Annotated in this window: 17 protein-coding genes and 2 pseudogenes; 6 read left to right on the plus strand and 13 right to left on the minus strand. The window is 69.3% G+C overall.

Annotation, left to right across the window (positions count from 1 at the left end; genetic code table 11):
* Positions 1 to 200: 200 nt before the first annotated feature.
* On the plus strand, positions 201 to 653 hold the full coding sequence (locus ACGFNN_RS32305) for a DUF5959 family protein (RefSeq protein ID WP_393561281.1): 453 nt from the start codon (positions 201 to 203) through the stop codon (positions 651 to 653).
* Here ACGFNN_RS32305 and ACGFNN_RS32310 read toward each other — a convergent pair.
* The gene (locus ACGFNN_RS32310) at positions 635 to 1,078 is read right to left on the minus strand and encodes a transposase (protein ID WP_393561282.1); all 444 of its coding nucleotides are present in this window, start codon (positions 1,076 to 1,078) and stop codon (positions 635 to 637) included. The two genes, ACGFNN_RS32305 and ACGFNN_RS32310, sit on opposite strands and share 19 nt — an antisense overlap.
* A gap of 199 nt (positions 1,079 to 1,277) precedes the next feature.
* Between ACGFNN_RS32310 and ACGFNN_RS32315 the strand changes: the two genes are divergently transcribed.
* Positions 1,278 to 1,862: a short chain dehydrogenase gene (locus tag ACGFNN_RS32315; protein ID WP_393561440.1), complete on the plus strand. Its 585-nt coding sequence runs from the start codon at positions 1,278 to 1,280 to the stop codon at positions 1,860 to 1,862.
* A gap of 64 nt (positions 1,863 to 1,926) precedes the next feature.
* On the opposite strand, the pseudogene ACGFNN_RS32320 reads toward ACGFNN_RS32315, so the two are convergent.
* The 5 genes and pseudogenes from ACGFNN_RS32320 to ACGFNN_RS32340 all read right to left on the minus strand — a co-directional run.
* Positions 1,927 to 2,241 (minus strand): annotated as a pseudogene (locus ACGFNN_RS32320) (ATP-binding protein); the annotation flags it as partial.
* Positions 2,242 to 3,075: 834 nt separating this feature from the next.
* Positions 3,076 to 3,552, minus strand: a pseudogene (locus ACGFNN_RS32325) (helix-turn-helix domain-containing protein); the annotation flags it as partial.
* Between the two features lie 100 nt (positions 3,553 to 3,652).
* Complete coding sequence (locus ACGFNN_RS32330; RefSeq protein ID WP_393561283.1) at positions 3,653 to 4,189, minus strand: hypothetical protein; 537 nt, start codon at positions 4,187 to 4,189, stop codon at positions 3,653 to 3,655.
* A gap of 212 nt (positions 4,190 to 4,401) precedes the next feature.
* Complete coding sequence (locus tag ACGFNN_RS32335; RefSeq protein ID WP_393561284.1) at positions 4,402 to 5,235, minus strand: PIG-L family deacetylase; 834 nt, start codon at positions 5,233 to 5,235, stop codon at positions 4,402 to 4,404.
* A gap of 325 nt (positions 5,236 to 5,560) precedes the next feature.
* Positions 5,561 to 6,373 carry a maleylpyruvate isomerase family mycothiol-dependent enzyme gene (locus ACGFNN_RS32340; protein ID WP_393561285.1) on the minus strand — a complete coding sequence of 271 codons (813 nt, stop codon included), beginning with the start codon at positions 6,371 to 6,373 and terminating at the stop codon, positions 5,561 to 5,563.
* Positions 6,374 to 6,775: 402 nt separating this feature from the next.
* On the opposite strand from ACGFNN_RS32340, the gene ACGFNN_RS32345 reads away from it, so the two are divergent.
* Positions 6,776 to 6,940, plus strand: a complete 165-nt coding sequence (locus tag ACGFNN_RS32345; RefSeq protein ID WP_393561287.1) for a hypothetical protein — start codon at positions 6,776 to 6,778, stop codon at positions 6,938 to 6,940.
* Positions 6,937 to 7,545: a cytochrome P450 gene (locus ACGFNN_RS32350; protein WP_393561289.1), complete on the plus strand. Its 609-nt coding sequence runs from the start codon at positions 6,937 to 6,939 to the stop codon at positions 7,543 to 7,545. Before ACGFNN_RS32345 ends, ACGFNN_RS32350 begins: the two co-directional genes overlap by 4 nt.
* Positions 7,546 to 7,951: 406 nt before the next feature.
* Here ACGFNN_RS32350 and ACGFNN_RS32355 read toward each other — a convergent pair whose 3' ends face one another.
* The 5 genes from ACGFNN_RS32355 to ACGFNN_RS32375 form a co-directional block, all read right to left on the minus strand.
* Complete coding sequence (locus tag ACGFNN_RS32355; RefSeq protein ID WP_393561291.1) at positions 7,952 to 9,376, minus strand: MFS transporter; 1,425 nt, start codon at positions 9,374 to 9,376, stop codon at positions 7,952 to 7,954.
* A 257-nt stretch (positions 9,377 to 9,633) separates the two neighbouring features.
* On the minus strand, positions 9,634 to 10,950 hold the full coding sequence (locus ACGFNN_RS32360) for an amidase family protein (protein WP_393561292.1): 1,317 nt from the start codon (positions 10,948 to 10,950) through the stop codon (positions 9,634 to 9,636).
* Between the two features lie 442 nt (positions 10,951 to 11,392).
* The gene (locus ACGFNN_RS32365; protein ID WP_393561294.1) at positions 11,393 to 12,529 is read right to left on the minus strand and encodes a serine hydrolase domain-containing protein; all 1,137 of its coding nucleotides are present in this window, start codon (positions 12,527 to 12,529) and stop codon (positions 11,393 to 11,395) included.
* Positions 12,530 to 13,373: 844 nt separating this feature from the next.
* The gene (locus tag ACGFNN_RS32370; RefSeq protein WP_393561296.1) at positions 13,374 to 14,006 is read right to left on the minus strand and encodes a class I SAM-dependent methyltransferase; all 633 of its coding nucleotides are present in this window, start codon (positions 14,004 to 14,006) and stop codon (positions 13,374 to 13,376) included.
* 205 nt (positions 14,007 to 14,211) lie between these two features.
* On the minus strand, positions 14,212 to 14,415 hold the full coding sequence (locus tag ACGFNN_RS32375; RefSeq protein WP_393561298.1) for a hypothetical protein: 204 nt from the start codon (positions 14,413 to 14,415) through the stop codon (positions 14,212 to 14,214).
* Positions 14,416 to 14,715: 300 nt separating this feature from the next.
* Between ACGFNN_RS32375 and ACGFNN_RS32380 the strand changes: the two genes are divergently transcribed.
* Entirely contained in the window at positions 14,716 to 15,306 is a 591-nt protein-coding gene (locus ACGFNN_RS32380) for a helix-turn-helix domain-containing protein (RefSeq protein ID WP_393561300.1), read from the plus strand.
* Entirely contained in the window at positions 15,303 to 16,604 is a 1,302-nt protein-coding gene (locus ACGFNN_RS32385) for an MFS transporter (protein ID WP_393561302.1), read from the plus strand. The genes ACGFNN_RS32380 and ACGFNN_RS32385 overlap by 4 nt, the downstream gene beginning before the upstream one ends.
* Positions 16,605 to 16,835: 231 nt before the next feature.
* On the opposite strand, the gene ACGFNN_RS32390 is transcribed toward ACGFNN_RS32385, so the two are convergent.
* Both ACGFNN_RS32390 and ACGFNN_RS32395 read right to left on the minus strand, forming a co-directional pair.
* Entirely contained in the window at positions 16,836 to 17,513 is a 678-nt protein-coding gene (locus ACGFNN_RS32390; protein ID WP_393561304.1) for a GntR family transcriptional regulator, read from the minus strand.
* A complete protein-coding gene (locus ACGFNN_RS32395; protein ID WP_393561306.1) occupies positions 17,510 to 18,997 on the minus strand; it encodes a chlorohydrolase family protein in 1,488 nt (495 codons plus the stop codon). The genes ACGFNN_RS32390 and ACGFNN_RS32395 overlap by 4 nt, the downstream gene beginning before the upstream one ends.
* Positions 18,998 to 19,159: the final 162 nt, after the last annotated feature.

Here is a 19,159-nt window from a genome sequence, read left to right on the forward strand (position 1 = left end):
CGCCAGAACGGCCCCGATCCCCTCCGGTCTCCCCATACCAGACCAACGAGCCCCACAGATGGAAGCTACGACTTGTTTCCCGGCAAGCCCTAAGAACCCCTGTCGGAATGAGGTCCGAGTAATGCGGTGGTGGCGAAGAAGCTGAGGCTCGCATCATGGGCTGTGACAGTCGATGGGTACGGCAGAGCAGAGGTAATCCAGTGGACCTGATCCAACTCTCGGATGGCGACAACAGCTTCCGAGTCCGGGTGCTGGGCCGCCGGATGCCCGGAGTGCTCCCGCTGCACGACCTTCTTGATGCGGAGGTGCTCATCAAGAGTGGCTTCGTCGGCGGACGACTGGCACTCGGCCTGTTCCCTGCGGACGTGGACGGCTGGGACCGCGCCCTGGACGTGCTTGCCGCAGGGCATGACGTCGTCTGGATCGACGGCGACCGTAGCCCCGAGATTCGGGTCCAGGCGCTCGATGAGGAGCACGAGACCTCTGCCGTGCGGGTTGAGGACGTGACCGGCTCCGGCGTGCACGTCTTCCTCCCACTCTGCCTTGAAGAGGGATGGATCGACGATCAGCGGAGGCTGCTCCACCAGGTACGGCAGGAGTGGCCGCGCGAGGTTCTGGAGACTTCGCCCGGTGCTTACGAGTGGCGCCGCTGAACTGCCGCGAGTCTGCGCCGGCAGATCAGCGCACATCCGAGGACCAGGAAGGCAGGCGGCGGAACCAGCAGATGAGCGAAGGCCTTCTCCGCGACCCAGCGTTGGGCGCCCAGGCCCGAGCCGTGCTCGGTGCCTCGGCGGGCGATCACCGGCTTCCGGTAGTCGACCGGATCGAAGTGCGGCGGCCGGCCGCCGCAGGCGCCGAGCTTTCGCCGGTTACGTGCCTGGGCGGCCTTGTCCGGGATGGTGCAGCGGATTCCGCGGCGGCGCAGGTAGGCGCGGTTCTTGCGAGAGGCGTACGCCTTGTCAGCACGCACTCGATCGGGGCGGACGCGTGGCCGGCCTGGACCGATTCGGGGCGCGCGGCCCTTCTCCAGCAAGGACTCGAACTGCGGCGAGCCCCCGCGCCGGCCTGCCGTGATCACGATTGGCTTCTTTCACTTCAAGTAGCAGCGTTCGTCTGCCGATTCGGGCAGCAGTTGGCGATCTTGAGGCTCGTGGGTGTCCAGGAGAAAAGACGGCAGTGAGACGCGGAAGCGTGTCGCGGTGTTGACTCGTTGGTCGGTCTGGCCGTGTTTGCCAATACGGGCGCTCGGGGGTGCCACCCCTGACATGATCGATGACGTGAAAGTACTTGTTATCGGGGCGACCGGAACGATCGGCAGTGCTGTCGCCAGCGCGTTAGAGCGTTCTCATAGGGTCGTGAAGGCCTCGCGTAGCGGACCGGTGAAGGTGGATCTGGAAGATCCTTCCTCTCTGGACGCACTCCTCGCTGAGGTGCCGGACCTCGACGCGGTGGTGTGCTGTGCCGCCAGTGGCCCGCTGGTGGATTTGGCGTCAGCGGCGGATGACGAGTTCGCGGCCGGAGTGCGAGGCAAGCTCCTGGGGCAGGTTGCGCTGGCCCGGCGAGCCGTGCGTCATATTCGGGATGGCGGTTCCGTCACTCTGACTGGAGGCACCTTCTCCGCTCCGCTTGCTGGCGGGTCGCTGGGTGCTCTCATCAACTCTGGTCTGGAGGGCTTTGTCGGCAACGTGGCTGGTGAGCTGCCGCGGAGCCTGCGCATCAATCTCATCAGCCCCGGATGGATCAAGGAGTCTCTGGAAGGCATGGGGGCGGACTCGGCTGAGGGCACTCCCGTCTCCGAGGTAGCCCGTGCGTATGTGGAGGCCGTGGAAGGAACAGTGCAGGGCCAGACCATACGTCCGTGACTGCCAGATGGGGACGCCCCCCGCCCGTGAGTGCGGCGGGCCGTCGAGTCGGAACCCGCAGGAGTCAGCTGGCCGCAGCAGGCTCTTCTGCTCGGGCCCGTGTGCCGGCGAGGCGGTAGGAGTCGGTGCCGGTCTCGATGATCGTGCCGTTGAAGGTGAGGCGGTCGACGATGGCCGCGCAGAGGCGGGGGTCGGTGAAGGTCTTGGTCCAGCCGCCGAACGACTCGTTGGAGGCGATGGCGACGCTGTTTTTCTCCTCGCGTTCCGTCAGGACCTGGAAGAGGAGTTCGACGCCGTGCCGGTCGAGTTCCTTGTAGCCGAGTTCGTCGATGCAGAGGAGGTCGACGCGGCCGTAGCGAGCGATGGTTCTGTTCAGCTTCACTGCCTTCGCCCCCATTGGCTACCACTCGCGCCGACAGCAACTCTTCTAGCTACCGGCCTTCAACACCACGTCTAGGGCCTGCACATACTCTTGGCCTCGGTCCTGCAGGCTCTCCCGTATCCACTGCTTGGCATCAGCATCCGAGCACGAGTACCTCCAGGCCAGCGCATGTGCGGCTCGGCGCTCACGCAGGGCTCGGGAGCTGTCAGCAGTTGCCGGAAGGCTGTGACAGACCTCTGAGATCATCAGGACACGCGCCAACACGGCTTCCTTGTCAGGCAGACCGTTCTCGGCCGGAGCCTGCCTCGCCAGTGACCGAATCTCCAGCAACCCTGCCATCAGTAAGGCAGTCACTACGTCAGCCGCGTCAACGGAAGCGGCGGCACTGCCGGACCGCCTGAACAGCCGCCAGATCAGCCGAGCCAATGCTCCCACCCCCCGATCTGGACAGGCGTGTCCCACGCAATTTTGCCTTCTCCGGTGAGGGCATTCCTCATCGCAGCTTCGATCAGGAGGCTTGCCGATCGTTTCCATTCTCCATCCTCTTCCTCACCTTTCCCACCGTCAGCACGTCCTCAGGCCTCGTGGCCGGGCTGAACACTGACTCAAGTAATTCGTCGTCGGTGAACCGCATGCGGCTGGGGCCCGGACGCAGGGTGATCCGCAGAAGGAGCCGCCGGGCGGTGTCACTTCATCGAGCTCGGTGATCACGGGCTGGGACGCGCGCGTGGCGGGTTCACCACCAAGCTGCACCTGGCCGTCGAGCAGGGCCAAAAGCCCATGTCGATCGTGATCACGTCCGAAGCCCATGCCCCGGATGGGGCGGCCGGCTTCGCGGCCGTGCACCTTGTGGCCGCCGCCCTCGGGTATCCGGCCCAGTTTCTTGACGTCGACGTGGACGAGCTCGCCGGGGCGCTCGCGTTCGTAGCGGCGGATCACCGAGCCGGTGGGGCGGTCCATCCAGGCGAGACGGTTCAGCCCGTGCCGGGTCAGTATCCGGTGGACGGTGGAGGCGGGCAGACCGAGGACCGGGCCGATCCGTGCGGGTCCGAGCTTGCGGGACCTGCGCAGGTCGCAGACACGGGCCTCGATCGCGGCCGCAGTGCGGTGCGGTGTCGTCAACGGCATGCTGGAGCGGTCGGCCAGGCCCGCCTCGCCCTCGGCCCGCCACCGCCGCACCCATTTATGGGCGGTCGCCCGCGAGATGCCCATCTCTGCAGCGACATGGGCGACCGGACGGCCGGACGCGACACGTTCGACCAGCAGGCGCCTCCCGAAGACCGTCAGCCGGGCATTACGGTGGGACACGAAGACCTCCGTGTGGTGCGTTCCTAGACAGCTCCACCACACCGGAGGTCTTCGCCTTTGAGCAAGACCCCCGTGTCAACAACGCTCGTGATCAATACACCTAGTCGATCAGGGTGTCCGCGATGATGATCAGCAGGCCGATCAGCATGTCCATGGCACCTGCTCGGCAGGCGGACGGCCATGCGTACCCGGAGACGCGGGCGGCCCAGGCGCCCCAGCAGAACAGTGCGGCCGTGTTGAACAGCAGGGCGGTGTCCACGGCGGCGGCTTCCGACCACCACCCGGCCACTGCGGCGAGCAGCATCGCCACGGTGGGCAGTGTGGCGGCGACCAGCGGCCATTCGGCGAGCACCAACCGCAGTCTGCTCGAGGCCGCTCTTCCGTCCGCGGACGCACGCAGGGCGATGACGTGCGCGTATCCATGTGCGGCGCCGGCCGCCAGAGCGGTGAGAACCACCCACAGTGCGTCAGGTCCTGGATCAGCCTGGTCGCCGGTCGCGTCCAACGCGGCCACCAGTGCGCTGGCCAGCACCAGGCCGTAGATGCAGCTGAACAGCGACTGCTCCGTCGGTCGGCGCCGCAGGGGACGTCTCGGAGAGATGTCCCGCCGGCGGACGTGGTCGGCACGGTCAGGCATCGCATCGCCTCGGTGGGGGAATCGAACTGGGTCCCCACATACTCACCTGCGAGAGGTCGGTGAGCAGGACGCCACGCGCAACGGGGGCCAAGCACTGAACCCACGCATACCGGAACCACCGACCGCACGCTCCGCTACCGTGCCGACCTTCTTCATTCCGCCGGGCGGAGGCCTGAGCCGAGGAGCGGATCGGCGCAGGCCCGGCGGGTCGGTCAGCGCAGGCCGGTGAAGAGATCCTTCTCGGGTACGGGCGCGCCGGTCGGGTCCTGGACGCGTACGAAGGTCTCCATGCCCATGAACTCGGCGAAGCGCTCCTTGCCCATCCTGAGGAAGAAGATGTTCTCGCCCTGACTGGCGTGCGCGGCCAGCGCGTCGTACTTCTGCCCGCTGAACTCGGTGGTGTCCACCCAGGTGGTGATCTCGTCGTCGGGAAGGCCGATCTCGGCCATCGCGGCGGCCTCGACGGGATCCGGCTCGGGCATGTCTTCATGGAACTCGCGCATGATCTCGCCGAACCGTCCCATCATCGAACGGGGCATCGTCGTCCAGTACACCTTCGGCGCGAGCCCGGACATCTCGACAGCCGCCATCGTGATGCGATGGGCCTGGATGTGGTCGGGGTGGCCGTAGAAGCCGTTCTCGTCGTAGGTGACGACCACATCGGGCCGGTAATGCCGCATGAGAGCGGCCAATCGGGCAGCGCCTTCCTCCACGGGGGTCTGCCAGAACGCGTCGGCGGCGTCGTTGCTGGGCCAGCCCATCATCCCGGAGTCCGCGTAGTCCAGGGTCTCCAGGTCGCTGATCTTCAGGGCTTCGCAGCTCACCTCGAGTTCCTGGCGGCGCATGGCGGCGACGGCCGCCGGATCGTGCCCGGGGTCGCCCGGCTTGACGCCTCCCGGTCCGTCACCGCACCCGCCGTCGGTACACGTCACGAGAACGGTGCGGATGCCTTCGGCCGCGTACCGCGCGAGGATCCCGCCGGTGCTGGTGGCCTCGTCGTCGGGGTGGGCGTGCACTGCCATGAGCGTCAAAGGCCGGTCAGTCATGAATCGGTTCTCCAGTAGAAGTGCGTCTGTCCGAACGCGCGATGGGCGCTGCTCGTCCAGGATCGATCGTGTCAGGACCGGGACGTCCACCCTCGTGGCGCCGGTCCCTCGGACACAACGGTTCCGACCGGACCGGCTGTTCCCGCTCAGCTCCGACGGGGCGACGGCGGGGAAGACCCGAACGCGTCACGGCGCGGGCGCGGCAGGCCTGTGAGGGTACTACCCTGACACGGCACTTCACCGGAACGGGCCGGCTCGTCCACGGTGGGGTCGACGTCGGACTCACGCAGCCCCGCTCCGGCCTCCTGATCTTGTCGCGCGGGCTCTACGGCGCCTTGAAGTACGTGGGGAACCGCGGGCCGATCCAGGGTTTGCGACCCCAGACGTACACACGGCCTCTGGCGATCGCGTTGGCCGGGGCGCACCGGCCGAGAGCCATCAGCAGGAATGTCGCCGGCTCGATGGAGATGGTGCAGTCCGCTCGCTCCGGCACCCGGCTGCCGACCGTCGCTCTGCCGTCGGTGAATGTCACTCCGAAGTGGTCGCCACCCCAAAGGCGGACGCTATAGCGGGCGGTGAGACCGACGGTGGTCTTCGCGTCGGTGACCCGGGGCATGACCCCGGTCATGAACGGCAGGGTCAGAACCGCTCTCGCCCGGTCGACCATGTGCGGGCGCTTCAGGGCCCGGGCCAGGTCGTAGCCGTGGCCCAGCATGTGCGTCAGGAGGTACGAGCCCAGTACCGCGCGGGTCATCGGGCCCAGCGGCGTCATCAGCGTCTCGTGGGAGGGACGCTCCGCCGCGGCGCCGAGATATGCCTCCGCCTGTTCCACGATCATCGCGGCCAGGGGTTCCGCGTCGCGTTCCCCGAACGACGCGAGCGCTCGCGCGTTGGCCTCGGCCAGGCTCTGCGGGGTTCCATCCCCATGGCTACGCGAGTGTCCGGCTGCGATGTCGGCCATCAGCTCGTTGGCCTGAGCAAGGTGAGCCGCGGCCTCTCCCACGTTCCACTGCGAGCGTGGCACCGGCCCCGTGGTGCCGGGGGCGCCACGCAGGATCTCCGCTATGTCCGAAGCTGTCGCGCGAATCGCATCGGCCAGGCCGTGAGGGAGCGTGTCCTGTCGGTCCTGTCCCACCATCGGCTCCACTCGGCTCCCGCTCTCCTGCTGGATCTCCAGGCCAGGATGGTTCCCGGTCCGAAGGCGCACCCGTCTGTTACCTACGGGTACACAAGAGCAGTCCGCACGGCCTCCCGGCAAGGGGCGGACACGATGCTTGACGTCTGCGCATCGGTTCGTCGCCTTCCGCGGCTGTCGGGTGACTCCGCCAGGGGATCGCCGGTCCGCAGGCCGAGTGCTCTCGCGGGCCCTGAGTCCCGAGCAGTCCTGAAGCCTCCTGCCGAGGGCCGGCGAATGCCCTGTCGGGTACGCGGCGAAACACCTTTCGGAGTGGCATAGACCACTCTGGGGGCCGGATTGCCTCCGGGAGCGATCAGGGAAGCCATAGGGCGCCCAAGATCGACTCGCAAGGAGCATGCCCCCATGACGCTCGTAGCGCCTCCCCCCATACCCAGGGCAGCAGGATCACTGCCGCTGCTGGGTCACGCGATACAGCTCATACGCGACAACCTCGGTTTCATCGCCTCGCTCAGGGCCGACTACGGCCCGCTGGTCGAGATAACCCTCCGCCCGGCACCCGTACGTTGATCGTTCAGGACCCCGAACTGATCCGCACCATGCTGACCGACCTCGGCCCCAGTCTCGACAAGGGCCGGTTCTTCGAGAAGATGGGCCAGTTGCTCGGCGACTCCGTGGTCACGGCCGCAGGCCAGGAACACGTCCGCAAGCGGCGCCAACTCCAACCGGCGTTCGGCCGACCGAAGATCGCCCACTACGTCGATCTCATGGGTGCGGAGGCCGACATCACCCGCCGCACCGTCACCCCGACCCGGCTGGGGCCGTGGTCCATCCCCGCCGACACGGAACTCGCCTACTGTCAGCACGCCCTGCACCGCGACCCCGCACTCTTCCCGGCCCCCCTCACCTTCGACCCGGACCGGTGGCTGGACGCTGCGCAGGTGGATGCGATCATCCCTGGTGCGTTTCTTCCCTTCGGGGCGGGCAAGCACAAGTGCATCGGAGACCGGTTCGCCCTCACCGAGCTGGTCACCGCGGTCGCGACCATCATCCGGCGAGTGCGATTCGACCTCCCGTCGCACCACGCGGTGGTGCGACCCGTGGCCCAGGCGACCGTGCGGCCCGGCAAGCTGATGATGACCACTCATGAGCGGAAGGTGCCCGGGGGGCAGTAGTAGCGGGACCAGCCACGAACTCGGCCCACCGGCCGACGGCGTGCCCCGGTGGCCCGTGGTGCGGTCCGGGATCGGCCGGCGGTCGCCGATCCCGGGAATGCGACCCAGGTCTCCTCGGGGCTGGTGGCCCCAGGGAGTCCGTAGTACTGCCAAGAATTCGCCGGGCTCCGGGTGCGAGCCCGACACGGAAATCACCGGTGGCTGCCCTGCAGGGCAGCCACCGGTGATCCGTCCGCTTCCGGCGGTGCGGGAGGAGAACCACCAGGCCGAAGGCCGTGCGGTCCCGGAGCCGAGGCGGGACCAACTGCGGCACGACGACGTCTGGGTCAGGTGGGCTGGCACGCAGCGCTGTCGGCCCGGTCGAGAGGGCCCGCGACTCCCAGCGCGGCGCGGCACCGGGTCCGCCTCAGGCGGACGTCCCGGACGGGGCGGGGGCCGCCGGGGCCTCGCCCTCGTCCAGGGCGATGTCCTTCGTCTCCTTGCCGATGAGCAGGGCGGTCAGGGTGAGGACCGCCATGACGGAGAGGTAGACGCCGACCAGCCACGGGGACCCGTCACCGGCCTCCCAGAGGGCGACCGCGACGAACGGGGCGACGGCCGCGCCGAGGATGGAACTGACGTTGTAGGCGATGCCCGAGCCCGTGTAGCGGACGCTGGTCGGGAAGAGTTCCGGGAGCATCGCGCCCATCGGGCCGAATGTCGAGCCCATCAGCGTGAAGCCGAGAACCAGCCACAGGACAACGCCGAGTGTGCCCAGGTTGATCAGCGGCACCCAGACCAGGCCGAAGACGATGATGCCGGCGGTGACCCAGGCAAGCGTCCTGCGGCGGCCGTACTTGTCGGCGAGCGGCCCGGAGATCAGAGTGAACGCGGCGAAGAACAGCACGCCGAAGATCAACATCAGCACGAACGTGGTGTAGCTGTAGCCGAGGCCCGGGACGTCCGCGTCCTCGGCGGTGCGGCCGTAGCTCAGCGAGAACGTGGTCATCAGATAGAAGAGGACGTACGTCGCCAGCATCGCGAAGCTGCCGAGAACCAGTTGCTTCCAGTGATGGCGGAAGACGGTGGCCAGCGGGAGCTTGCGGACCTTGCCGGTCTCCTGCGTCTTCGCGAAGACCTGCGACTCGACCAGGCGCATGCGCACCCACAGGCCGATCGCGACCATCACGGCCGAGAACAGGAACGGGATCCGCCAGCCCCAGCTCTGGAAGGCGTCGGAAGGCTGTGAGGGGTCGGCGCCGGCCGCGGAGGGCAGCAGCGCGCCGATGATCAGGAAGAGGCCGTTGCCGATGATGAACCCGAGCGGAGCACCCAACTGCGGGAAGGTGCCCCACAGAGCGCGCTTACCGGTGGGTGCGTTCTCGGTGGCGACCAGGGCCGCACCGCTCCACTCTCCGCCGAGGGCGAAGCCCTGGGCGAGCCGCATCAGCACCAGGAGCGCGGTCGCGACCCAGCCCGCTTGCGCGTACGTCGGCAGCACGCCGATGAGGAAGGTGGCGATGCCCATCGTGAGCAGTGAGGCGACCAGCGTGCCCTTGCGGCCGAGACGGTCGCCGAGGTGACCGAAGACGATCGCGCCGATGGGGCGGGCGACCATCGCCGCGCCGAAGACCGCGAAGGAGGAGAGCAGGGCCGTGGTCGCGTCGCTGCTGGGGAAGAAGAGCTTCGGGAAGACCAGGACAGCGGCGGTCGCGTAGACGTAGAAGTCGTAGAACTCGATCGTCGTGCCGATGAGGCTGGCGATCAGTACACGGGACCGTGAATTGGCCGGCGCGGCGTCGGTGGGGGACTGCGACGGGGCCTGATCGGGCCCGGCGGTGGGAGCGTGCATCTTTGGGGCTTTCCCACGAGGGCGGTGAGCGGCCGTCGACGGACAGGCCGACGGTCCCGCAAGGCGGCACAGGTCCCCTCGTGGCAAGGCCGCGCGACCGGTGCGGGCGCCGTAACGATCTCATGCCCATCTCACCTACCGGTTAAGGGGTCCAGAATGTGGGATGATCGCACCGGTCCCGAGGCTGCCCGCCGACCGTCGCCCCGGGAGCCGATATTCCCAGGCCCGGGGGATGTGACGCCCCCGGACACCGACGCTCACAGCCCTGCCGCCTCCACGCGCACCGCGAGGTCGAGGAGGTGGCGGTCGCTTCCGCGCGGACCCACCATGCACAGGCCTACGGGGGCGGTGCGGCTGCGGACGGGGATGCTGACCGCGCAGCGGCCGGACAGACCGGCGAGGCACGTCAGCTGGAAGGTCTGAGCCCTGGCCTGCTCTATGACAGGGCCGCCCAGCGCGGCCTCCGCGCGGGTCGGGGCCACCGAGGACGCGGACGGGAGGATGAGTATCCGGTCGCCGAGCAGGTCGTCGACGCGGGCCCGCGCCTCGCGCAGGACACGCTCGGCCGCGACGAGATCGTCCCGTGTGTACTTCGACGCGGTCTCGAAGCGGGACCTGACGTCTGGATTGAGGGACTCCCAGTGCCGTGAGACCCAAGACCCCCACCGGCTCCAGGCCTCCACACCCTGCTTGGTCTGGAAGGCGCGCACCCAGTCGGGCAGCACGTCGGCGTCGAACCGCACACCGCGGACGCGTGGCAGTCCGGCGCCGCGCCAGCCTGCCACCGCCCGGCGCACCGAGGCGGCGACCTCCGGCGAGGCCACGTCGATGATCTCCTGCGCCAGTACGACCCCCGACGGAGCCCGGCCGCCGCCGCGGGGCAGCAGAACCCGCCCCGCGGCGCGCAGCGTCCTGGCGTCACGGGTGATCCAGCCGACCGTGTCGAAGGACGGCGCGAGCGGCAGCAGCCCCTCGGTGGACACCGCGCCGTGGCTCGGGCGGATTCCGTAGAGGCCCTGGTAGGAGGAGGGGATGCGGATCGAGCCTCCGGTGTCGGTGCCGAGCCCGATATCGGCCTGGCCCAGTGAGACGGCACTGGCGGGACCCGAGGTCGAGCCACCCGAAATGCGTTCCGGGGCAGCCGGGTTGGGCGGCGTACCGTAGTGGCCGTTCGTGCCCGCCAGGCTGTAGGCGAACTCGTCGGTACGGGCGATCCCGGCCACGGCGGCGCCTGCCGCGAGCAACTCCGCAACCGCCGAGGCGCTGGTGCTCTCGGGGCGACTCCCGGCCAGCCATGCGGGATTTCCCGCGCCCACCCGGTGCCCCTCGACGGCGAACAGGTCCTTGACGGCCACGGTCAGTCCGGCCAGCGGGCCGAATCGCGTCGGGCGCACCAACGGGTCGCCGAACTCACGCCACACCGTGGGATCGGGCTCCTCGGACACGGCGGCGTCAGGTGCGGGCTTCCGGCCGGCCCTGGTCGCCGCGGCTGCCGGAGTTCCGCCTGAGGCGACCAGTGCCCCCGCGCCCGCTGCCGTCGCGAGTCCCAGAAACGACCGCCGGTTCGTCCACATCCGCCGCACCCCTCATCTCGTAAGCAGGTGTCGGACGTTAGGCGGGGCGTGTATCGGTGTCGTTTCGCGGTCATGGGCGATGAGTAAACGGCTGGTCCGGACGGGAGGGCCACCTCCCGGATCGGCGGCACGGGTATACGAGTTCTCGCCCGGCCCGGCACCTGTCCCGGTGCTCCTGGAACTGTGAGGCTGCGCGACTGGTTCGGCTTCCTCTGCCAGGAAGTGACCTCGACCAGAACCCGAGGACGGGACCGGACTCGAGTACGACGAAGTCGGGATGGTCATGCGACAGGAGATCCCTCGGCCAGGCGGGTCGGCCATCGGACGGAGCGGCGAGGACGGCGTGACTCACCAAGACCCGGCGGGACAGCCCTCAGGGATACCACCGCCGAACCTGTCGAGGGGCGGCCCCCGTGCGGAGAGTGCTCGGGGCCGGGGCCGATCATTCCTGTTCGACGAGATCGCGCGTGGCCGCGGTGGCCGGGTCGGCGGCGAAAACCTCCCGGACGAGCAACTGGGTCGCTTCCTGGAAGGCCTGGGCCATGGACAACGCGGCATCGTCGACGTAGTTGAGCGCGGCGGTCAAGGTACTGGCCCCGTCGGGGGTGCTGTACATCAGCGCCGCGTGGCCCGCCATTCCGCCGTTGTGGGTGATCACCTTGCCTCCGTCCTCGCCCGTGTCCTGAACGAAGACGCCGAGACCGTAACCGGCCTTCGCCTCGGGCTTGCACATCTCGGCAAGGAGGGCGTCCGGGAGGAGCTTGCCGCCCGTCAGCGCGGAGATGAAGGTGTGAAGGTCCCGGGTGGTCGAAATCATGTCGCCCCCGGTGGAGATCCAGGAGGGGTTCTGCCGGGTGACATCGACCGTCGTCTGCCCACCGCCGTCCTCCTCGTACCGGTAGTAGGCGTGTGCGTGCGGCTCCGCGATGCCGGTCTCCGTGCCCGGCAGCGAGGTGCCCGTCAACCCGAGCGGGCGCAGGATCAGCCGCTCCATCTCCTCGGCGAGCGAGTTGCCGGTGACCTCTTCGACGAGCAGTCTGAGCAGCGCGTAGTTGGTGTTGGAGTAACTCCAGTCGGTGCCAGGCTCGAACCGTGCCGGTTTGGACAGGGCCAGCCGCACGAGTTCCTCCGTCGGGTAGGTCCGGAAACGGTTCTCCACCCACTCCCTGCCCGCGGTCGTGGCAGGGATTCCCGGTGTGAACGTCCCGTCCTCGTAGTACTCACCCGTGAAGTTGAAGATCCCGCTCGTGTGCTGCAGCAGCATCCGGACGGTGATCCTCGGGTCCAGCCTCAAGGCGGGGAGATAGCCGGTGGCAGGGGCGTCCAGTCCTATCGCGCCCTCGGCCACCAACTGCAGTACCACGGTGGCGGCGAACGTCTTGGTGTTGCTGCCGATCCGGATATGCCCCTCCACCGGTGGCTTCGCCGCCTCGCCCAGCTGACTCGACCCGGCGCTGCCCGCCCACTCGCCCTTCTCGTCGTTCACTCGCAGGGCCACCCCTGTGAAGCCTTTTCCGATCATGCTGTCGATGATCCTCTGCAGCTCCGGGCGGCCTTCGGTGGAATGAATGAGGGACATTTCAGCGTGCTCCTGTCGGGTTTCTCGTAAGCCCGTGGACGGGCGGAAATGAGCGTCGCAAGGCAGGGATCATGGCCTCAGGCGTTCGGTTCTCCGAGGGCGGTACGTTCCGCGCCGTGCCCGAATTTCCGGTCGTCCCGGTGGCGTAGGGGCCGGAGACTCGGCCGCGTCGCTTCGGGGCCTGCCCTCCCGGTCAAGCTTCACGACCTGGGGAACGAGCATCAAGGTCGTTCTGTGCAACGGCTGTTAACCCGGCAGTACACGAACGGGGGTCGGCAGGTGCGGAAGCGGGGGAACCGGAGATCCTCCTGGTGCCGTCCGCGAGCGACGTGTGATGCTCCGGGACGGCACACCTCGCGGCGCGTGAGCGTCCTCTGCGGTTGACCGAGCGGACGGGGCGGCGTGTCCCTCCTTGTCCCGTCGGCTCCGTTCCCGTGAGGGCGGCCATCGCCGAGGGCAGGCCGGCCCTCTTGTTGCGCGCACCGACGGCTGCACCGTCGTACCGCGGTCCTGCCCGACCGAGACCTGCCGGGAGCCGACACCGACCCGACTTCCAAGAAGGCCGAGTGACACTTGAACACGGCCGGTAGAACAAGGCGATTGCCATCGCGGTGCTCACCGTAGGGGGTGGGCGCACCGTCGATGCCGTCCGGTCATCGGGTCCCACGTGCTTCTGACACGGATGTCTCGGCGCGGTTCACCTGTCCGAGCGACCTCGGCATGGCGCGGTTCTCCGTCCGGTTCGGGTCGCGGGGCGGAAGGATCCGAGCCTCCGCCTTCGAGTTGACAGAGCTCTTCCGGACAGGAGTCGCGCACTTCCCCGACACCGGGCCATGGGGGCACCCTACGGTCGGCGGGCCAGCACGTGGGCGTCGAGGAAGCCCCGCTCGGAGGCGGGGTCGTGGAGCAACCGAGCGACTGTGACGAGACCGGCCCCCGCCAGCGACTCGGCCATCAGCTCCACCGGCCAGTTGTATGCCGGTGCGACCTTGTGGTCGAAGCGGACGGGTTCCGGCCCCTCGGTCCCGAAGAAGGACAGCAGAAGCAGGCCCTCCGGTGCCAGGACGCGCACCAGTTCGGCGAGCAACGCGGGTAGTTCGTCCGGTGGGGTGTGGATCACCGAGTAGTGGGCCAGAACTCCGCCCAGGACGCCGTCCTTGACCGGCAGGGCTTCCATCCGTGCTTCGCCGAACCGGAGCGCCGGATGGGATTGCCGGGCATGGGCGACCATGGCCGGGGAGAGGTCGAGCCCGAAGGCGTCCAGGCCGAAGTCGTCGAGCATGGCCGTCAGATGACCCGGTCCGCACCCGACGTCGGCTGCCCGAAGGTTTCCTGTTCCGCGTACGAGCTCGGCGAAGGTGCCGATCATGTTGCGCGCGAACGGCTGTGTCTCCAGGCGCTGGTCGGCGAACATGGCCGCGTACACCTCGACGACACCGTCATAGGCCGCCTTGGTCTCATCCTGGTGATTCACCACGGGAAGGAACCTAACATCCACTCAGGGGACCCTGACCCCACGCGAGTAGTCGCCGGCCACCGCATCCGACCAGGACAACCCACTCACTCGGTGTCCGATTCCCGGTGTGCTCCAGCGCTTCCTGCGGCGGGGCGCAGCGTCGTGCCCGGCCGCTCCCATGCTGGAGGCGTTCGACCATCGGCCGTCGTGACGGACGCCTCAGCGCTCATCTGCCTTCTTCCGGCGTCGACCGCCGGTCGCTGAGGCGATCCGCGTCGGCTGCGTCACCGGTGCGGGCCTCGGTGCGGTGGCCCCGCGCCAGGTAGTCCCGGACGATCAACTCCACGGCGTCCTGGGGCGTCCGGGTGCCTGCCAGCAGCATCACCTCGATCGCCAGATCGCTGTCCAAGCTGATGGTGACCTTGGCCATGACGCCTCCCGAGGATTCCCAGGGAAGCCTATCCACCGGGCCGGCCCAGCAGGGGGGGTTTCGGATATGTGCGCGCCCAGTCGGCGCGAGGGCGAACGGGAGGAGGCTGGGGCGCCTGGCCGGCCGTGGGCAACCGGGACCACCAGGGGAACGCCGATGATCATGCCGACCAGAAGACCGGGCTGGGCGTGCCGGAGCCTCGGGGCGTCGCCCCATCTCCACGCAGCCCGCGTACAGCAGATCCCGGAGACTCGCGGAAACCCCTTGCCCAATGGTCAAGAATCGTTGACCATTACTCGCATGCCAGCCGACGACGTTCCCGAGACCTTTCACGTCACCACGGACGAGCAGCTCCGCGCCGTCTCCAACCTCACCCGCCACCGGATCATGGCCGTGCTCCGCTTCGAGCCGGCGACCATCACGCAGATCGCCGGTCGTGTGGGCCTCGCGAAGGGGAGCTCCAGCTACCACGTGCGGCTGCTGGAGCGGGCCGGCCTGGTGAAGGTGGTCCGGACTCGGAAGGTGCGGGGCGTCACCGAGCGGTACTACGCGATGGCGGCGCGGTCGATCGTGATGCCGGATCCGGGAGAGGGAGGGCCGGATGTGCTGATGCGCCACGCGGTGGCCGACCTGGAGGCGTCGCCGGTGGACGACCGGCAGGTGCGGATGGCGCATCTGCGGCTCACCGAGCAGCAGTTCGCGGAGCTGGGGGAGCGGCTGCAGGCCCTGGCGGACGAGTACCGGGAGCTGTCCGACCCGTCGCTGCCGGACGCGTCTCTCCTCTTCGCACTGTTCCATCCGACTTCGCGTGAACAGGCCGATTCGCGTGAACAGGCCGATTCGCGTGAACAGGCCGATTCGCGTGACCAGGCCGAGGAGGACGTCAAGTGACCGTATCGGTAGAGAAGTTGCCGACCGGGTTCAGACGGCTGTGGACCGCACAGACGGTGTCCTCGCTCGGTGACGGGGTGTCGCACGCCGCGCTGCCGCTGATCGCGCTGACCCTGACACGGGATCCGATGGCGCTCGCCGTCGTCACGGCTGCCGGGACCCTGCCGTGGCTGCTCTTCGGGGTGCTCGGTGGGGCGCTGGTGGACCGCTGGGACCGCCGCCGCACGATGTGGATTGTGGACGCGGCACGCGGGGCCGTGCTCGCGATACCGGCGGCAGCGGCGGCCTTCGACGTGCTGAGCATTCCGCTGCTCGCGACCACCGCCTTCCTGCTCGGCCTCGGCGGACTCTTCTTCGACACCGCCGCCACGGCCTACCTGCCCGATCTGCTGGGCCGCGATCCCGTTCTCCTGGAACGTGCCAACTCCCGGCTGCGCAGCACCCAGACCGCCATGTCCGGCTTCGCCGGTCCGCCTGCCGGCAGCGCGCTGCTCGTGCTCGGGCGAGCGGTCCCGCTCCTCGCCGACGCGGTGTCGTTCGCGCTCTCCGCACTGCTCGTACGGTCGCTCCCCGCCGTCCCCCGCCCCGTGCCGGAGACCCGCGAGTCGCTCCTCCGCCAGGCCAGGACCGGGGCCTCGTACGTCTTCCGGGACCGGTTACTGCTCGGGCTCGCACTCCGCCCGGCGGTCGGGAACGTCGCCTTCCTCGCTGTGGAAACCGTCCTCGCCCTCTTCGCGCACGACCGCCTCGGCATCGACACCTACGGCTTCGGCCTGCTCCTCACCGCGGAGGCCACCGGTGGCCTGCTCGGCGCGGGCATCGCCTCCCGCCTCGGCCGACGGCTCGGCACCGGCACTGCGCTGACCTGCACAGCTGCGATCGAAGGGCTCGCCGTGCTGGGCCTCGCCTCCGCCTCGAACCCGTACTCCGCCGGGCTCGCGCTCGCAGCCTGCGGGGCCGGCATGGGCGCCACGATGGTCCTCGCCCCCTCCCTCCGGCAGACGATCGTCCCGGCCCACCTCATGGGCAGGGTCGCCTCCACCTCCCGCATGCTGGCCATGTGCGCCGCCCCTCTCGGGGCCTTCCTCGGCGGCTGGCTGGCCACCGCCCACGGCGTCCGCACCCCGCTCTACGCCGCCGCCGGTCTCCTCCTGGCGATGACGGCCGTCACGGCGTCCATGACCAGCAACCGCCGGGTCGAAGCGGCGCTGCGAGCCGCCGCACCCGCGGAGGACGGGCCGGACCGCCCGGCATCGAGGCCACCGGCCCGGGAGACCGCCCCGGGCCTGTCGGGGTGACGTCTGTCCCGGGAGCGTCGTGGTGAGCCGGGTGTCCGGCAGCCGCGGGGTACCGGACTCGCGGCTCACCCCACGATTCCCCCCGAACCCGTTGAGCCTCCGTCCTGCGGCACAGCTCGCACACCGTGTGGCGCTCCGGGGCCCACACGTCTCGGCTGGACGCTCCACGTCCGGTGCTCCCACTGGCCGCAGACGGTCTCCGCGGAGCCGAGATGGTGGCCGTGTCCGGGATCAGTCCGCGGGCAGCGTCCGTGCCAAGGACAGCATGACGGGCTCGCGCCGGATGTCGATGTGGGAGAACGTCAGCGCCTCGGCGAGACGCGGGCGGCCGGCGCCGATCGCGTCGCAGATCTGCCGGTGCTCGGCGCAGTGCTGCTCGGCGCCGCGCTCGGTGCCCGTGAGCCGGAACAGCCAGTGCATCAGGCCCAGGGAAGGCTGGAAGGAGGACTGGAGCAGCCGGTTCCCGGTCATGGCGATGAGCTCCGCGTGGAAGGCGGTGTTCGTGGCCGCGATGCCCGCCGCGTCCCCGCGCGCGGTCGCCGCCCCGGCTTCGTTCAGCACCTTGCGCAACACGTCGTGGCAACCGCCGCCTGCGACGATCTCGGCCGCCCGCCGCGCGGCGAACACCTCCAGACTCAGCCGCAGGTCGAACAGTTCGTCGACGTCACGGAGGGTGAGCCGGCGTACGCGCGCGCCGCGCCGCGGTTCCAGGACGACGAGCCCCTCGGTGGCGAGCCGCATCAGGGCTTCGCGTACCGGGACGCGCGAGACGCCGAGCGCCTCGGCGAGTTCGCGCTCACGCAGCCGCGCGCCGGGGATGTACGCCCCGGAGTGGATGCCGGTCCTGATCAGCTCCTCGGTGCGTGCCACGTGGGAGCCGGGCAGTTCGGCCGCCTCGACGCGCGTCACGCACAGGCCTCCCGCTTCGGAGCGCGGAACGCCGGGAAGGTGGCCGGGAAGAGCTCGGCCGTCTCGCGGCGTTCCACGTCCCGCTCGCTGTAGGCCGCCCGCATCCGCTCGAAGAGAGCCTGGGAGTCGCGACGCAGGGCCTCCAGGTCGATTCCGGGCAGACCGCCGTCCACCAGGACCGGACGGCCGGCGACGACCGAGTTCGTCGCCTGCCGCGCCGTACCGTTGAGCAGGAACGTCCGTACGGGGTCGTCCATCACGCCGTCGCGGATGTCGTCGAGCGAGAAGGCGACCAGGTCGGCCTGGGCGCCGGGCGCGATCCGGCCCAGGTCGTCGCGGCCCAGGGCGCGTGCACCGCCCAGGGTGGCGGCCTCCACATACTGTTCGGCGGGTGCGGCGTCCGAGCGGCCCTCGGCGATCTTGGCCAGGTGCACACCGACGTCCATGCCGCGGATCAGGTCCGGCGGGAAGGAGTCCGTGCCCAGGCACAGGTTCACCCCTGCCTCGCGGTACGCGCGGAACGAGTGCAGCATCTCGCCGTAGCGCAGGGACGTCTGCGGGCAGTGGATCACCGACACTCCGCTGTCGGCGAGCAGGGCCAGATCGCCGCGGTCCTCACCGTGGACCGAGGGGTGCCGGTCGATGGTGACGGTGTGCGGGATCAGCAGGTTCGGGTTCAACAGGTCGTGCTTCTCGAGAAGTTCGAGGGACGACAGGCCGTTCCGGCGCCGGATGATATCGCGCTCGACCAGGCCCTGGAGTGCGTGCAGCCGGATGAGGACGCCGCGTTCCCGCCCGATCCGTGCCGTCTCGCCGAGCAGTTCCTCGGTGAGCGTCTCGATGCGGCAGGGCAGCAGGACGCCGGTCAGCAGCGGGTCGTCGAGCTCGGCGAGATGATCGAGGAAGCGGACCGCTTCGCGCAGGCCCGCACGGCCCTCCTCCTCGTCGAAGGCGACATCGCGGGTGCCGTCGGGCAGGACGACGTTGACACCCGAACGGTAGGCGGGACCGAGGTATCCGCGCAGCCCGATCCCGCGCGCGGTCCGCGCCATGTCGACCAGTTCCTCGTACGTCTCCGCCCAGCGGCTGTGCACCTCGGAGGCGATCGGCATGAACGTGGTGATGCCGTGCAGCGCGAGCTGGGCGAGGGCGTACGCGCGGATCGTCGCCCGTTCCGACGGGGTGAACACGTCGTGGCGGCGGTGGGTGAAGTAGTCGAGCGACCACTGCAGGCCCTTGCCCCGTTCGGGGCCGGCCCAGGAGTCGATCACGAGATGGTCCACGTCGGTGAGCGCGTCCAGGTCGATGAGCCCCGGCATGACCAGGGATTCGCCCAGGTCGCGCTCCTCGTCGACAGTGCCCTCGTAGCGCGGCCCGACGTAGACGACGGTGTCGTCCTCCCACACCACCTCGCCGTCACGCAGCAGCGCGTGGCCGCCGCCCTGGTGGGCGAGGATGTGCCGGGCGCGCCAGCGGGTGCGCATGTTGCCTCCTGGGATTCATGGCCGCGGACAGGTGGGGCTCACCGTCCGTCGGGTTCCCGATCGTACGAGTTGGTATACCGAAGTGGAAGACCGGGTGGATCGCTGCGACGGCCGGAAGTTCATCTCCGATGAATTGCACCATTATGTCCAGCAGTTGCCTGT

It is taken from the genome of Streptomyces sp. NPDC048590 (assembly GCF_043199535.1).
Classification (GTDB): Bacteria; Actinomycetota; Actinomycetes; order Streptomycetales; family Streptomycetaceae; genus Streptomyces.